Source organism: Bifidobacterium catenulatum subsp. kashiwanohense JCM 15439 = DSM 21854 (assembly GCF_001042615.1).
Classification (GTDB): domain Bacteria; phylum Actinomycetota; class Actinomycetes; order Actinomycetales; family Bifidobacteriaceae; genus Bifidobacterium; species Bifidobacterium catenulatum.
In genome coordinates this window covers 1,245,264-1,260,758 of sequence record NZ_AP012327.1, presented here as the reverse complement: position 1 = coordinate 1,260,758, position 15,495 = coordinate 1,245,264, and the positions used below count along the sequence as shown (strand labels likewise).

At 65.3% G+C, this 15,495-nt stretch carries 10 protein-coding genes and 1 pseudogene; 8 read left to right on the top strand and 3 right to left on the bottom strand.

The window, feature by feature from the left end; genetic code table 11:
- Nucleotides 1–231: 231 nt before the first annotated feature.
- The 3 genes from BBKW_RS10515 to BBKW_RS05470 form a co-directional block, all read right to left on the bottom strand.
- Nucleotides 232–1,098: a 3'-5' exonuclease family protein gene (locus BBKW_RS10515; protein ID WP_144314089.1), complete on the bottom strand. Its 867-nt coding sequence runs from the start codon at nt 1,096–1,098 to the stop codon at nt 232–234.
- A gap of 889 nt (nt 1,099–1,987) precedes the next feature.
- Nucleotides 1,988–3,088, bottom strand: coding sequence for an ISL3 family transposase (locus BBKW_RS05475; RefSeq protein WP_157872364.1), 1,101 nt, complete (start codon nt 3,086–3,088; stop codon nt 1,988–1,990).
- Between the two features lie 233 nt (nt 3,089–3,321).
- Nucleotides 3,322–4,365: a LacI family DNA-binding transcriptional regulator gene (locus BBKW_RS05470; RefSeq protein ID WP_048349516.1), complete on the bottom strand. Its 1,044-nt coding sequence runs from the start codon at nt 4,363–4,365 to the stop codon at nt 3,322–3,324.
- 491 nt (nt 4,366–4,856) lie between these two features.
- On the opposite strand from BBKW_RS05470, the pseudogene BBKW_RS11130 reads away from it, so the two are divergent.
- The 8 genes and pseudogenes from BBKW_RS11130 to BBKW_RS05440 form a co-directional block, all read left to right on the top strand.
- A pseudogene (locus tag BBKW_RS11130) lies at nt 4,857–5,261 on the top strand (carboxylesterase family protein); the annotation flags it as partial.
- 86 nt (nt 5,262–5,347) lie between these two features.
- Complete coding sequence (locus tag BBKW_RS11125; protein WP_051920339.1) at nt 5,348–6,100, top strand: carboxylesterase family protein; 753 nt, start codon at nt 5,348–5,350, stop codon at nt 6,098–6,100.
- 21 nt (nt 6,101–6,121) lie between these two features.
- Nucleotides 6,122–6,328 (top strand): carboxylesterase family protein, encoded by a 207-nt coding sequence (locus BBKW_RS10940; protein WP_051920340.1) that lies wholly within the window; start codon nt 6,122–6,124, stop codon nt 6,326–6,328.
- A 41-nt stretch (nt 6,329–6,369) separates the two neighbouring features.
- The gene (locus tag BBKW_RS05460; RefSeq protein WP_033501892.1) at nt 6,370–7,497 is read left to right on the top strand and encodes a glycosyl hydrolase family 8; all 1,128 of its coding nucleotides are present in this window, start codon (nt 6,370–6,372) and stop codon (nt 7,495–7,497) included.
- A gap of 184 nt (nt 7,498–7,681) precedes the next feature.
- Nucleotides 7,682–10,138: an endo-1,4-beta-xylanase gene (locus BBKW_RS05455; RefSeq protein WP_033501893.1), complete on the top strand. Its 2,457-nt coding sequence runs from the start codon at nt 7,682–7,684 to the stop codon at nt 10,136–10,138.
- 313 nt (nt 10,139–10,451) lie between these two features.
- Nucleotides 10,452–11,726 carry an integrase catalytic domain-containing protein gene (locus BBKW_RS05450; protein WP_228428944.1) on the top strand — a complete coding sequence of 425 codons (1,275 nt, stop codon included), beginning with the start codon at nt 10,452–10,454 and terminating at the stop codon, nt 11,724–11,726.
- Nucleotides 11,727–11,955: 229 nt separating this feature from the next.
- Nucleotides 11,956–13,728 carry a sialate O-acetylesterase gene (locus BBKW_RS05445; RefSeq protein ID WP_228428943.1) on the top strand — a complete coding sequence of 591 codons (1,773 nt, stop codon included), beginning with the start codon at nt 11,956–11,958 and terminating at the stop codon, nt 13,726–13,728.
- A gap of 28 nt (nt 13,729–13,756) precedes the next feature.
- The gene (locus BBKW_RS05440; protein ID WP_033501894.1) at nt 13,757–14,956 is read left to right on the top strand and encodes an iron-containing alcohol dehydrogenase; all 1,200 of its coding nucleotides are present in this window, start codon (nt 13,757–13,759) and stop codon (nt 14,954–14,956) included.
- Nucleotides 14,957–15,495: the final 539 nt, after the last annotated feature.

Here is a 15,495-nt window from a genome sequence, read left to right as displayed (position 1 = left end):
CCAAGGAGACCCAACGGTTCGGCCGGCACGCGGACAACGCGACCTCGCTGCGCCACTACCAGCGGGCGCGAGGCGAGGACAAACGGCGCGAACTGTCCGACCGCTCCTACATGGCGCTCCTGGGCGGCCCCCGGAACGAGCACGACATCACCCTGGCCATCGAGGACAGAAGGAAACGCATCCGCGAACTCGAGGAGGAGATCAGCCGGCTCGGACGATTGCGCGGCCGGCTCAGCGGCGACGCGCCCGGTTCCGGGCCGGACGGACGGGCTTCCGCGCCCGATCCGGTTCGGACTGCCGGTCCTCGTCGCGGGCGGCGCGCAGCGCATGCAGGCGACGCCAGCCGCCCCTGAACAGGAGCACGCCCGCCACGGCGACGAACAGGAGACACTGCTCCGCCCCCTGCCCGTACGGGGCGACCCGCCACACGGCCACCATGTACGGGGCCAGGGGGATGGACGCGCCGAACAAGAGCAGCCGCACCCACACCGCGCGGCCCGCGGGGGAGAGGAACCAACGGCCCACGCGGGCCAGCACGCCCCGCAGCCTAGCCCACATACGCCACCCCCCCCGGAACGCGTCACGATAATACGCGGCCAGACGCAGCTCGTCGTCCAGGCGCGAGTCCACCCGGTGATCGGTCGTCCGCTCCGGGCGCGCCGCCCACGTCAAAGGCGCCCACATGCGGGCCGCCTCGTCCAGAGCGCTCACGTCCAGGCTGCGATGATGCACGCCGGACAGCACGCCCGGCATCCGCGTGTCCAGCCAATCCCGGTCGAACCGGACCGACGCGCCCGCCGCGAGGACGCGCACCCCATCCGACAGGCGGGACGCCACATACGCGCGCGCGAGCCTCGCCGCCTCGTCAGACGTCGGCGCGCCCGGCCTGGCCCACGCGGCCAGCAGCCCGTTCGGCCCGTGCATGCGTTCGATGAACCCGTCCACCGGACCCGCGTAGGCGACCGGCGTCGAGAACCCGCCGTCCAGACGGTCCAGACGCGTATCCGTCCAACGCATCCCGATCTCCAGGATCGCGCCGTGCGACGGGTCCAGGCCCGTCGTCTCCACATCCACCCAAAGCAGCAACGTATCGTCCATACCCGGTCCGGCCTGTTCATCGCGTTCAGCTGATGATAGTACGTGCTGCGAGCCAGGCCGACCCGGGCGAGCAGACGCCCCACGGGGACGCCGTGCCCGGCGCCGATCGTCCTGACGAGGATCGTCTTCTCCCTATTGGTCAGGTTGTCCGGGTCTGCGCCCCGCTCTTTTCCCACCAATTCCAACGCCCCCTTGAGGATCGCCAGCTCGATCTCCGCCTCCCGTTTCTCCCGGCGGATCCGCTCCAGCTCGGCGCGCACACGGTCGCGCTCGGCAATCAGCCCATCCAGATCCGACGCGTCGGGATCCGCCGCGCCATCATTCCTCTTCCCCGGCTTGTCTGGTGTCACTGGATCGTCCTCCGGTACCGGCTCGTGCAGCAGTTGACGCTTCCAGTTTCTCACGACCGACGCCTCCACGCCCACCTCGGCCGCGACCTGCCGCGACGTGACGCCGCCCGCGGTCAGGCGCGCCACCGCCATACGCCTGACCCCGTCCGCCACCGGCCCGCGTCTGATCACGCGCTCCCCGGGCGCCAGCTCGTCGATCCACGCCGCCAGCACCTCATGGCTGGGATACCCCATCCGGCGCATCGTCCTGCTCAACCGCCTGCCATGCGTCAGGTAATGATCCACCGCAGCGCGCTTCTGCTCGTCCGTGTACCTCGCATAACGCTCGCCACGCCTCGAGGGAACCCCCGTACGCCGCTCCTCCAGCCACTCGCGATACCACATGAGCAACGCCTCCTTGCTGGGATAGCCCAACTCCCGGATCACGTCCGCCGCACTATGCTCGTACCGCTCGTACAACTCCACCGCACACCTGCGCTGCTCCCTCGAATACCTCGCCACGATGATGACTCCTCCCGCTCAAGGAGTCCAACAAAACGTCACCACCCCGAAACCGAAACACCAACTTGACTAAAAACAGTTTGAGGGTACGCGCCAGTGTCCTCAGCTCGCCGGGCGCGTCGGCGGGTCTGGCGTTGATGCCGTCGGACGGGCTCGTGTATCATGCTGCGCGCCTTGCGCCGGTCGGGCTCGGCGTAGCAGGCGATGATCTTCTGGTAGGAGCCCCACACGACCTTCAGCTGCTCGTTGTCTTCGTTCCCGAACAGCCGGTCGAGCAGGGAGCGTTGCCGGTCGGTGAGGGTGGCGTTGGTCTTGAGCAGGATTCGGCGGGCCCGGTACAGCGGGTCCTGCTTCGTGCCGCGCCTGCCGGTGGCCTCCTGCTGGAGGCGTTGGCGGCATTGGGTGAGCTTGTCGCCGGCGAGCCTGACGACGTGGAACGGGTCGAGGACCTCCCTGGCGTGGGGCACGGCCTTCCTGACGGCGTGCTTGTATCCGGCGAACGCGTCCATCGCCACGACCCGCACGTTCCTTCTGAACTCCTCGGAGCGGGAGGCGAGCCATCCGGCGAACGCCGCGCCGCTCCTGCCCTCGACCACGTCCAGGAGACGGGCCGGCCGCCCGTCCCTCCTGGGCGTCAGGTCCACGACCACGGTCACGTATCTGGAGCCACGGGACGTGTGCCGCCACACGTGCTCGTCCACGCCCAGGTGGGTGACCCCGTCCAGGCGGTGTTCGTCGCCGGCCAGATGCTTCATGCCCTTGGCCGGGACCGCGTCGTTCGCGCAATCCCACAAACACCCCAGCGTCGCCGCCACACTGCGCACGCTCATCGCGTCCAGCACCACGGAGGCGACCGCCCACCACGCGGCCCGTTCCGTCAGCCGCCGCCCGTCCGCGGCCACGCGCGACAGGTCGTCCTCCCACGCGCCGCCGCACCCGCGGCATTCGTAACGCCGGCAGCGGACCAGCAGCCGGACCCCGGCCTTGCCCAACGGCACGTGGACGAAGCGGCGCCAACGCGAGCTGCGCACCGGCGCCGGCACCCCGCAATCCCGGCAGACCCTCGCCGGCTCCACGGGCTCATAGCGGACCTCCCACACGCCGCCCCTGCCGCCCTCCGGCAGGTGACGCTGTGCCACGCCCCTCAATCCCAGAGAATCCAACCCCAACAACGCATCCCCGTCGAACCTGCTAAACTCGCGTACAGGCCGTGAGGCATCTTCGGTTATCTTCTTCACAACCAACCATGATGCCCCACGGCTCCCCCATCACACACACACGAAAACCGGAAGAGCCTGTAATCATTGCAATATCAAGGTTTTGGAGAGTTGATACGATCCATCATGCAAGTTCGCCGAACGCGTGGGACCGCTCAGTGCGGTTCGCTGATCTCCAGCGGGCGCGTGCTGTCCCGGACGATCAGCGTGGTCGGGTAGATGGAGCGGTTCTGGATCGGTCGACCGTGCGATTTGTCGATGATCATGCGCACGGCCGCGGCGGCCATGTCCTGCAGCGGCTGGCGGACCGTGGTCAGCGCCGGACCCATGTACGCCGCCGTCTGCACGTCGTCGAATCCGATGACGGACAGCTGCTCGGGGATCTTCAGATCCAGCGTGCGCGCCGCCTCGTAGACGCCCATGGACTGCAGGTCGCTGCCGGCGAAGATGGCCGTGGGGCGTTTGGCGGAGTTCTTGAGCAGCGACAGTCCCTGCAGGTAGCCGCCGGCCGTGGAGAAGTCGCCTTCGCGCACCAGGTCGGGGTCGAAGGGGATGTCGTGCTCGTCCAGGGCCGCCTTGTAGCCGTCGAGTTGCGCCTTGGAGCACAGCATGGAGTTCGGTCCGGTGATGATGCCGATGCGGGTGTGCCCCAGGGAGAGCAGGTGACGGGTGGCGATGAGGCCGCCGGTCCAGTTGTCGGCCTGTACGGGGAGGTTGTCGGGGGAGGGGTCGCCGGCCGGGTCGAGCGTGACATAGTCGATGTTGAACGCTTGCAGGCGTGATTTCTCCGATTCGGTGAGGTTCGAGAAGACCAGCACCACGCCGAGCGGTTGACGGCGCAGCACGCCTTCGACCCACCGGGAATCGGGGTGCGAGCGGTCGCCGCTTTCGGTGGTGACGACGCTCATCTCATGGGCGCTGGCTTCATGCACGATGCCACGCAGCATCTCCAGCGACCAGATGTTGTCGAAGTTCTGGAACACGGCTTCGATGAGCTTGCGGTTCTTGGTGGTGGAGATGCGCTTGGTGTAGCCGCTGTCCCGCAGCGCTTCCTCGATGATTTGTCGGGTGCCGGCGGCCACGTCGCTGCGGCCGTTGAGCACCTTGGAGACCGTGGCCAGGGAATACCCGGTGCGTTCGGCGATGTCGGAGATCTGGACCGTATGGCCGCTGCCGGGTGTCGTCTGCGAATCTGACATGGGTGTTCCTTGGGGGCGGGCGTCTGGCGGTGACGGCAACGACGAAATTATCGGTATTCCACCAGCGCATCCTTCAACTGCTTTCGAGTATAACGATATTTCAACAGTGTGGCTGGTTTAGCGGCGTGTCGAGGTCACCGATAGGTGAAATATCATCGAAAACACTGAACTATTTTCGAATTTCTCTCATATTGTGGACAAAAGGACACGGTGTGATGTGAAAGAATACCGGAAAATCAACAATTTTGAGCACCTTTCATGCCAGTGTCTTAAGTTTGACAAATGAATTAATTAAACTTATGCTGCAAATGGTTCGAGAGAAGAAATCGAAATGTCGGACTATTTATAGCGAATAGCCCAAGCCTTCTCAATTCCACAGCAGAGGAGTTCGAAGATGAATACAAAGAGATGGCGAAAGGCGGCGGCCCTGGCCGTGATCGGCCGGCGCGCACGCTGAGCGCACCACGAACAGACAAGCAAAGGAGCTGATCATGCTACGCATCGTCCACACCGGCTGCGGCGCCATCGAAGGCATTGCGGCACCGGAACCCGAGATCACGGTCTTCCGCGGTATCCCGTTCGCCGCGCCGCCGGTCGGCGACCTGCGCTGGCGCGCACCCCAGCCGGTGGCAGCTTGGGCGGGCACGCTGGCGGCGCACGACTTCGCCCCCGCCTGTCCGCAGCCCACACCGGGAGACTCGAACGAGTTCTATGACCGCGAATGGGGCACGGACCCCGCCATCGCGCTCGACGAGGACTGCCTCTATCTGAACGTGTGGACCCCGCGCTGCGCGGCAGCGACGAGGACACACGGGTGAGCGGATCACCCGCTGCCGGTGATGGTGTGGATTCACGGCGGCGCCTACCAGACCGGATGCACCGCAGAGAAGGAATTCGACGGCTCTGCCCTGGCGCGCCGTGGCGTGGTGGTGGTTTCCGTCGGCTACCGGCTCAATGGTTCGGATTCCTGGCGCACAACCGCTTGCGCGAGGAGGCCGAGGCCCGGCATGATGATGAGCCCTACGCGAACTTCGGTTTCCTGGACCAGCGAGCCGGCATCCGATGGGTGGTCAAGAACATCGCCGCGTTCGGCGGTGACCCGGAGAACATCACCATCTTCGGGCAATCCGCCGGGGCCGGCAGCGTGTTGGCGCAGATCTGCTCGCCGCTGAACCGCGGCCTGTTCCAACGCGCCATCATGCAGTCCGGTGCTGGGCTGGGGATGTTCAACCGCCATCAGCAGAGTCTCGAGGACGGTCACCGCACCGCGGAGCGCCTGTTCGAGGCGTTGGGAGTCTCCTCGCTCGACGAGGCACGGCAGGTGCCGGCCGCCGAACTGCTCGCCGCCGCGGAAGCGTTGCCGGTGCCTCCCGAATCCGGCCGCGAGGGCGACTGGTCGATGATGGTCAACTGGGTGCCCTGCGTGGACGGACGGTTCATCACCGACCAGTATGCGCGGACCATCGCGCGCGGAGAGCAGAACGAGGTCGAGATCCTGCTGGGCAACACCACCGGTGAATTCATGGAAACCGACGCCGACGGCACCCTGCTGCCCGCGGGCGAGGTCGGCAACCTCAAACTGATTGCCGAGTGGATCCGCAGCGGCCGCAAGGCGCCGTACTACTACCGGTTCGACGTGGCCATGCCCGGGGACGACGCCGGCGCGTTCCACTCCTCGGAGTTGTGGTTCTCGTTCGGTACGTTGGCCACCTGCTGGCGGCCGTTCGTCGGATGACACTACGACCTGTCACGCCGGATGGTCGCCTACTGGACGAACTTCGCCGCCACCGGAGACCCGAACGGTCCCGACGCGGACGGCACGCCGCTGCCGGAATGGACACGGTACGCCCCGTTCGGCGGCGACGCCATGCGGCTGGGTCAGCGGACCCGTATGATCCGCGACTGGAGCACGAACGTCGAACGTAACGCGTTGTTGCAATGGGGTGGCGCAGCAGCCGACTGAACCACGAGAACACAGGAATCACGAATACAGGGAGAACGACAATGACCGATCACAACGCTTCCGAGACCAGCCTGTTCGAACAGTGCGGCTACAGCCGCGAGGCCATCCAGGCCCGCCTGGAGCGCAACTGGTATGAGATGTTCGAAGGCCCGGACAAGATCTACTGGGAGAACGACGAAGGCCTGGGGTACGTGATGGACACCGGCAACCACGACGTGCGCACCGAGGGCATGAGCTACGCGATGATGATCGCCGTGCAGTACGACCGCAAGGACGTGTTCGACAAGCTGTGGGGCTGGGTCATGAAATACATGTTCATGACCGAGGGCCTGCACCAGGGCTACTTCGCCTGGTCCGTGGACCCCAGCGGCGTACCGAACGCCGACGGCCCGGCCCCCGACGGCGAGGAATACTTCGCGATGGACCTGTTCCTGGCCTCCGCGCAATGGGGCGACGGCGAAGGCGTGTACGAGTACTCCCGCCACGCCCGCTCGATCCTCCACACCTGCGTGCACCAGGGCGAGGACGGTGAAGGCTATCCGATGTGGAACCCGGAGAACCATCTGATCAAGTTCATCCCGGAAACCGAATGGACCGACCCGTCCTACCATCTGCCGCACTTCTACGAGGTGTTCGCCGAGCGCGCCGACGAGGCCGACCGTCCGTTCTGGGCGCAGGCCGCCAAGGCGAGCCGCGAGTACCTGGTCACCGCCTGCCACCCGCAGACCGGCATGAACCCCGAATACTCGAACTACGACGGCACGCCGCACGTTGACGAACGCGACCACTGGCACTTCTACTCTGACGCCTACCGCACCGCCGGCAACATCGGACTGGACTGCCTGTGGAACGGCGTCGTGCCGGACCTGTGCGACGCGAATGCGCGTCTGCAGCGTTTCTTCCTCGAACACGACCGCACCTGCGTGTATGCGATCGACGGCACGCCGGTGGACGAGACCGTGCTGCACCCGGTCGGCTTCATCGCCACCACCGCCGAAGGCTCGCTCGCCGCGATGCACTCGCAGGAGCCGGACGCGCTCGACAACGCGATCCGCTGGGTGCGCCTGCTGTGGGACACCCCGATCCGCACCGGCACGCGCCGCTACTACGACAACTTCCTCTACGCCTTCGCGTTCCTCGCGCTCGCGGGAGAGTACCGCGTGTGGTGACGGCGCACGACTGAGTTTACGGACCCGCCATGATGGGCGAACCCCTTCCGGCGGGTTCCGATCGGAGAACGAATAGGAAAGGAGGACGCACACGAAGAGGTCCGGGGCGTGGTTGGCTCCCGGACGGTTCCGGTCTCCCGATATCGAGGCCGAAATGAAAACCGACGAATGACAAAGGAAGATTATGAACGGTATCTTCACGACAATGGATGGAGACAAGGGCGCGAGACGTCGCGGAATCGTATCGGCGGTCGCCGCCGCGGCGATGCTGCTGCCGCTGGCGTTCGCCCCGACGGCCATGGCGGCCGACCCCGACTATCCGGGCGGCATCAAGGGCGAATACAATCCGCTGGGAATCAACGCCGGTGTCGCCATCGAGACAGACACTCTCAACCAGGACAAGGAGAAGGCCCTGGTCGAGAACTTCAACCAGATCACCCCGGAGAACTCGTTGAAGCCGGAAGGCTGGTACGACGACCAGCATAATTTCCGCATGTCGGGTGACGCGCGGAACCTGCTGACGTTCGCCAGCGAGAACGGCATCAAGGTCTACGGCCATGTTCTGGTCTGGCACTCGCAGACGCCCGACTGGTTCTTCCAGGCCGACGAATGGTGCCATGACACCAACGACAACCCCGGCGTCACCAGCTGCCCGCTTGCCGACAAGCCCACGATGCAGGAACGCCAGCGCAGGCACATCGAGAACGTGGCGAAGGCCATCTCCGACGAATTCGGAAAATTCGGCAGCCCGACCAATCCCGTTGTCGCGTTCGACGTGGTCAACGAGACCGTGAACGACGGCGACGACCCCGACACCAACGGCATGCGCAATTCGCTGTGGTATCAGACCTATGGGGGCGAGGACTACATCTATGACGCGTTCCGGAACGCGAATACGTATCTGAACGACGTCTACGCCGCCGACGACGCGGAGCATCCGGTGACGTTGTTCATCAACGATTACAGCACCGAGCAGGCGGGCAAGCGTTCCCGCTACAAGGCGCTTCTGGAACGCATGATCCAGCAGGGGGTTCCCTTTGACGGCATCGGTCACCAGTTCCATGTGTCGTTGACCACGGCCTCGTCGAATCTCGACGACGCGCTGACCGATATGTCCTCGCTCGACAAGAAGCAGGCCATCACCGAACTGGACGTCGCCACCGGAACGCCGGTCACGGAGGCGAAGCTCATCGAGCAGGGACGGTACTACTACGACGTCAACCAGATCATCCACAGGCACGCCGACCAGCTGTTCTCGGTTTCGGTGTGGGGGCTGAGCGACGACCAGTCCTGGCGCAACAAGGAGGGCGCGCCGCTGCTGTTCGACGAGAACCTCAACCGTAAGCCCGCCTACGTCGGTTACATCGGCGATGAGGACAACCTGCCCGAATCGATGAAAAGCGCGATCGTGTTCAAGGACCCCTCGGCCACGGTCGATTCGCCGCTGCCCGGGACCGAACCCAGGAACGGCGCCTCGTCGCCTTGGGAGCGCCTGCCGCTGATCGGACTGAACGCCTCGGAGGACGGGACGGTCGCAGGAACGTTCAACGCCTACTGGAACGTCGGAACGCTGACCGTCTATGTGGATGCGGTCGACGCCACGAAATCGGACGGCGACTCCGTAACCGTGCGGGTCGGCGACGCCGAGTACGTGATCGGGCGCAGCTCTGGCCCCGCGGCCGCCGACGTGGCTTCCAAGGTCGTGGAAGGCGATGGCGGATACGAGCTGGTCGTCACGATGCCTTGCCCCGACGCCGTCGAGAATGCCGCGGTGGGTCTGAACGTGATCGTTAAGGATGGCGACAGCGGACAGGCCGCCGCATGGGACACCAACCCGACCGGTACGGTCACGCTGGTCGAACCGTTGAGCTATACGGAGACCGTGCAGGTTCCCTCCGACGTCGAAGCCCCGAAGATTGATGCCGATGCGTCGGACGCCGCGTGGGACGACGCCGTCGAGGTCGCGCTGGACAAAGTGACCAGCGGGACACCCGAGGCGACCGCTACCGCCAAGACCCTGTGGTCGGACGGCAAGCTGTACGTTCTCGTGAAGGTGAACGACGCGGACGTCGACCTGACCAATTCGAATCCGTATGAGAAGGACTCCGTGGAGGTGTTCATCGACCGCGGCAACACCAAGAGCGGCCAGTACACCGATGACATCCAGCAGATTCGCGTGTCGGCCGATGGCCGGGAGCTCAGCTTCGGTGCCGGTGCCGCCGAGGACGTCCAGAAGTCCAGGGTCCGCACGGCCGGCCGCGTCGTCGACGGCGGGTATGTCGTCGAAATGGCCATCGATCTGGGAGAGGCCGCGGCCGGAACGTTCGAAGGCGTGGACTTCCAGATCAATGACGCGAAGAAGGGTGCGCGAATCGGCATCCGCAACTGGGCCGATCCAACCGGCGCTGGCTATCAGACGGCGTCCCATTGGGGTGTGTTGCGTCTGCTGTCCGATTCCTCCGAAATCGAGATTCCGGGCGGGGATGCCGAGAAGCCTGGCGACGAGAAGCCGCAACCTTCCGACGACGCTGACAACGACGACAAGATGCCGCAGACCGGCTCCGCGGTCATCGGAGTCGCCGTGGTGGCGCTGCTGCTGGTTGCCGCCGGATGCGGGCTGGTCATCGCTCGGCGTCGATGAGACTTGTACACCCGCCAGCGCGCCGAATCGTTTCGGTCCCTGCAAGGCCGGACGACAAGGCCGTAAGCGGGTGCACAAGCTGAGAGCGTAAGCGCTCAGTTCCTGTCATTCCATAGGCCATGGCATTGGTGGTGCAAGCCTATGGAATGACTCTTCAATAATAGCGGCGCTTCCTGAAAGCGCCGATGGTACCGACGTTTGTCGTAATGTTTGAGCGCGAAATTCTGGTTTGTTCGTCATAAATGGTGAGCGTGAAATCCCGTCCGGCATGGCCGGGTGCGGGGATGCTTGCCTTATGGAAGGCGGACTGGACATGGCCACGAGGAAGCGGCTGGCGAACAGGTTCAGGGCGGAGTACGCCAAGGGAACGAAGAAGCAGAAGGGCGAGGTCATCGACCGGCTCGTGGCCGTGGGCATGGGCAGGTCCACGGCACGGCGTCTGCTCTCGCAGGCGGTCGGGTCCGAGGAAAGACCGGGGCCGGGCCGCGGCCGCAGACCGAAGTACGGCGAGGAGACGCAGCGACTATTGGAGCGGTTGTGGCTGTTGATGGGCATGCCGTGCGGCCCGTACATGAAGGCGATGCTCGACCAGTGGATCCCCGCGCTCAGGGCCGACGGGGAGCTCGACGACGTGGACGGGGACGCGCTCGAGCAGGTGCGCTCGATGAGCGCGTCGACCATCGACCGGCGGCTCGGGCCGCTCAAACGGGCGGCCATGCCCAGGGGCATGTCGCTGACGCGTCCGGCCGGCGAGCATCTGCGCAACTCGGTCCAGATCCGCAAGTGCACCGACGAGATCGCGCGCCTGCCGGGCCTGGCGGAGGCCGACACGGTCGCGCACTGCGGGCCCAGCGCCAGGGGCGAGTTCGCCAGGACGCTGACCATGGCGGACTACGCGACCAACCGGGCCGCGGACGTCACCGCCCGCAACAACGCCAAATCCAACATCAGGAAGGCCGTCGACCTGGCGATCCCCCTGTTCCCGTTCCCCGTCACCTGCTTCGACTCCGACAACGGCACCGAGTCCATCAACGACGAGCTCATCGACCGGCTCCAGCACAAGGACATCGAACAGACCAGGAGCCGACCGTACAGGAAGAACGACCAGGCCACCGTCGAATCCCGGAACAACCACGTCGTGCGCAAGTTCGCGTTCTACTGGCGCTACGACACCGAGGAGCAGCGCGACCTGCCCGACCGGCTGTGGGCGAAGACCTACCTGCTGCTGAACCTGTTCACCCCGACGCGAAAGCCGGCCCGTATCGAGCAGGGGCGCGACGGGCGCAGGAGGACCGTCTACGACCGGCCCCGCACCCCGTGGGCGCGCGTACTGGAATACGATGCGGCCAGCCGCGCCGACGGCGGCCGGGGCTACGTCGACGACGCCACCCGGACGCGCATCGAAAATCTGATCGCCTCCACCAACCCCGCCCGGTTGGGCCGCGAGATCGCCGCCATCCAGGACGAACTCGAACGGCTCAGCCGCGAACGCACCGAAGGCATGGCGCGCCGACAGGGCCTGGACATGGGATACTTGGGAAAGGCGATCGAACGCATGCACGCCGACGCCGAACAAGACAACAAATAGGAACGCAAGCACCGTTTCGCGCTCACCTTCAATGACGAACGAACAACGGTTTCGCGCTCACCTATTTATGACAAACCTCGGTACAAGGAAGAGTGGGAGGAATGATGACGACGATGAATGAGGGGCAGGATACCGTAACGCTTTCGCCGCTGTTCGGCGAAGGGGGGGGGGAGTGTTACAGTCAGGTGACCCGTTGAGAATTTGGGGAACGGGAAGGCCCTGTTCGCAGGTGCGGATTACCATTACCGATCGATCGGCCGACGCTGTGGTCGGTGACGATGGAGCCTGGGTCGTACAACTGGGTCCGCTGGAACCCGGCGGCCCCTACCGGCTGGAGGTGCGGGTCGACGGCGGCGACGAACCGGTGATCGCGCATGACGTCTACGCGGGCGAGGTGTTCATCTGCGCGGGACAGTCGAATATGGAATACCAAATGGAGTTCCTGCGCTGGCGTTACCCGTCGGAATACACGCGCGAACCCGACCCGTTGCTGCGCCACTGCAAGGTCCCCGTCCGGTTCGACTTCCACGGACCTCGCCGCGACTTCGACGAGCCGGTGCGCTGGGTCGGCGCGGCGCCTGACACGCTTGACGAGTTCACCGGCGTCGGATACTTCTTCGGACGCATGGTCCGCGCATGGCTCGGCGTGCCGGTCGGCCTGCTCAACATCACGCTCGGCGGCTCGCCGATCGAATCGTGGATGGACGAGGAGACGCTCGCCGCATGGCCGAAGGCGCTCGCCGACCTGGAACCCTACCGCGACGACGAGGTGGCCCGCACCCGCAGCGAGCAGAGCATCGCCGCGATGAACCGCTGGTACGAGGACCTGCGGGTCCGCGAAGCCGAATCCCGATCCGAGGATCTGGGCCACGGCACGCTCGAACTGCCGGCGTTCCTGAAGGACGCCGATCCGCGACTGACCGGATTCCGCGGCGTGATCCACCTGCGCCGCACGGTCACGCTGCCCGCCTACGCGGCCGGACAATCGGCGGCGCTGCATCTCGGTGCCATGGTCGACTCCGACGAAACCTTCGTCAACGGGGTCAAAGTCGGCCAGTCCGAACACCAGTACCTCTCCCGCGACTACATGGTGCCCGAAGGCGTGCTGAAGGCCGGATGCAACGAGATCGACGTGCGCCTGGTCGTCGAACACGGCACGGGCCGCGTGACGCCGGGCAAGCACATGCACCTCGACATGGGCGACGACTCGTACAATCTCGACGGCACCTGGACCTACGCCATTGGCGCGTGCGCGGACACGGACTGCCCCGGCGAAGATTTCGTGCGCTGGAAGCCGCTCGGCCTGTACAACGGCATGACCGCGACCTGCGCCGGATACACCGCGCGCGCCGCGCTGTGGTACCAGGGCGAGTCGAACACCGGCGACGTGGCCGACGACTACGGCCGCATGCTGACCGCGATGATCGGCTGCTGGCGCAGGGCATGGGGGCAGGAACGGCTGCCGTTCCTCATCGTGCAGCTGCCGGTGTTCTCCATCGACGGCGTGGAGGACGGCGGCTGGCCGCTCGTCCGCAAGCACCAGTGGGAGGCCTCCGGGCTGATTGAGGACGTCGCCACCGTGGTGGCCCTTGACGCGGGCAACTGGAACGACCTGCACCCGTGGAACAAGAGCGTGGTCGCGGACCGCCTGTTCGCCGCGGCGCAGCGTCTTGTATATGGCAAGGACGACGCACCGCGCTCGCCGGAGTCGATTGACGTTCGGCTGGCTGATGGACGGCTGACCATCACCTTCGACGATGGCACCGGCGATTGCGGCTTGGACACATTAGACGGCGCAGATCCAGGCGAGTTCGAACTGGTTTGGGAGGACGGCTCCCGGCAAGCAGTGCCGGCGAGCATCGACGGCAACACCGTAGTCATCGCCGTGCCGTGGCGCAGACCGACGGCAGTGCGGTATGCGTGGCGCAACGCTCCGAACCGTGGATTGCTGTGCGGGTCGAACGGTCTGCCGGTTCCGCCGTTCGCCGAACCCATCGCATGACGTAACCGTTCGTGAAAGGAATGAACGCATGAGGAGCTTCATCTTCCACAATCCCGTCAAGATTTACTTCGGTGAAGGCCAGGCCGTGCATGTGGCCGAGGAGGCCAAGTCGCGCCTCGGCGCCGTGCTGCTGGTCTACGGCGGCGGCTCGATCAAGCGCAACGGCGCCTATGACGACGTGACGGCCGCGCTGCGCGAAGCCGGCAACGAGGTCATCGAACTGTCCGGCGTGACGCCGAACCCGAGGCTCGACAAGGTCCTCGAAGGCGTGAAGCTGGTCAAGGAGCATGGCGTATCCCTGATCCTGGCCGTCGGCGGTGGTTCGGTCATCGACTGCGCCAAGTTCATCTCGCTCGGCTCCGGCCTGGGCGAGGACGAGGACCTGTGGGACGACTATGTCGAAACCGGCAAGCCCGCCCCTGAGAACCTCGTGCCGCTCGGCGTGGTGCTGACCACGGCGGCCACCGGCTCCGAGATGGGTGACGCGGCCGTGCTCACCAACTGGGCCCGCAACCGCAAGCTCGGCTACACGTCCTTCCCGCTGACGCCGAAGTTCTCGGTGCTCGACCCGACTTACCTGCTCACCCTGCCGGACGAGCAGACCACCTACGGGTTCGTGGACATGTTCTGCCACACCTGCGAGCAGTATTTCTCGCTGCCTAGCGACGACAACCTCTCCGACGAGATGGTCGAGGCCATCCAGCGGCACATCCTGCGCTCCTGGCGCGCCTGCCGCCGCCATCCGCGCAGCTATGAGGCCCGCAGCAACGCGATGTGGGATTCCACGCTCGCGCTCAACCGCGTCATCTCGCGCGGCAAGGAGGAGGATTGGGTCACGCACGGCATCGAGCACGCGCTGTCCGCCTACTTCGACATCCCGCACGGTGCCGGTCTGGCCGTGGTCCATCCGCACTGGATGAAGTACGTCTACACATCGCGCCCCGAAGCCACCGCACGGTTCGCCCGTTGGGCGGTCAACGTGTGGGGTGTGGACCCGACCGGCAAATCCGAACGCGAAGTGGCCGAGGAGGGCATCGAACGCTACGTCGATTTCCTGCGCCTAGTCGGCGCCCCGCTCACGCTCCCCGAGGTCGGTATTCCCTCCGATTCGGCCACGCTGGACAAGCTCGCCGACCATGCCGGCGAGGTCGGCGGCTCCTACCGCCACATCACCCGCGATGACGCGCGCGCCATCCTCGCATCCTGCGTGACGTCGGTCGTGTTCTGAGGATGTATCAAGGTGTATCGAGGGATGGAGGCGCCGAAGACTTGATATCCACCCCTGCCGTATACGTCTATGACCACACATTTTGCCCTCCACCTGTACATCGATACGCAGCCGCCACGGTGTACAGGGATGGCAAGCCGTACATGGATGTGCGATGAAAGGCGGCATCTCCGCTTCGGTGGCGGGGCAGGCTTTCATCGCCACCGAAGCCGTTGTCGGTCACATGATTCGGCATATGCCAATGTCGAGCGGCCTTATTACCCTGCTCTCGGCGGGGTGCGGAAGTCCTTGAAGCGTTGGATTGCGCTTCCATACCATTCCGCGGCGGAATCGGACTCGGCATAACGGTTTGGTTTCGCCGTTTTGCTATGGTATCTCGGCTGTGGCATGGTACGGGGCACCGTTATCAGGTGCTATGGTGTTCCGTACCGGGATCGGGCGGTACGGAACACCAATCGCCGAGCGTTGCAGAACCCGTACCGCAAAGGGGCGGCCTTCCGGTTGTGATTTCGATCGTGAACAGCCTTGTCGCCCCGATG

What these genes read in the sequence shown, in the direction of transcription:
- BBKW_RS05450 (WP_228428944.1), top strand. Translation starts at nt 10,452, where the DNA reads ATGGCCACGAGGAAGCGGCTGGCGAACAGGTTCAGGGCGGAGTACGCC.
- BBKW_RS05455 (WP_033501893.1), top strand. Translation starts at nt 7,682, where the DNA reads ATGAACGGTATCTTCACGACAATGGATGGAGACAAGGGCGCGAGACGT.
- BBKW_RS10940 (WP_051920340.1), top strand. Translation starts at nt 6,122, where the DNA reads ATGGTCGCCTACTGGACGAACTTCGCCGCCACCGGAGACCCGAACGGT.
- BBKW_RS05440 (WP_033501894.1), top strand. Translation starts at nt 13,757, where the DNA reads ATGAGGAGCTTCATCTTCCACAATCCCGTCAAGATTTACTTCGGTGAA.
- BBKW_RS10515 (WP_144314089.1), bottom strand. Translation starts at nt 1,098, where the DNA reads ATGGACGATACGTTGCTGCTTTGGGTGGATGTGGAGACGACGGGCCTG.
- BBKW_RS05470 (WP_048349516.1), bottom strand. Translation starts at nt 4,365, where the DNA reads ATGTCAGATTCGCAGACGACACCCGGCAGCGGCCATACGGTCCAGATC.
- BBKW_RS05460 (WP_033501892.1), top strand. Translation starts at nt 6,370, where the DNA reads ATGACCGATCACAACGCTTCCGAGACCAGCCTGTTCGAACAGTGCGGC.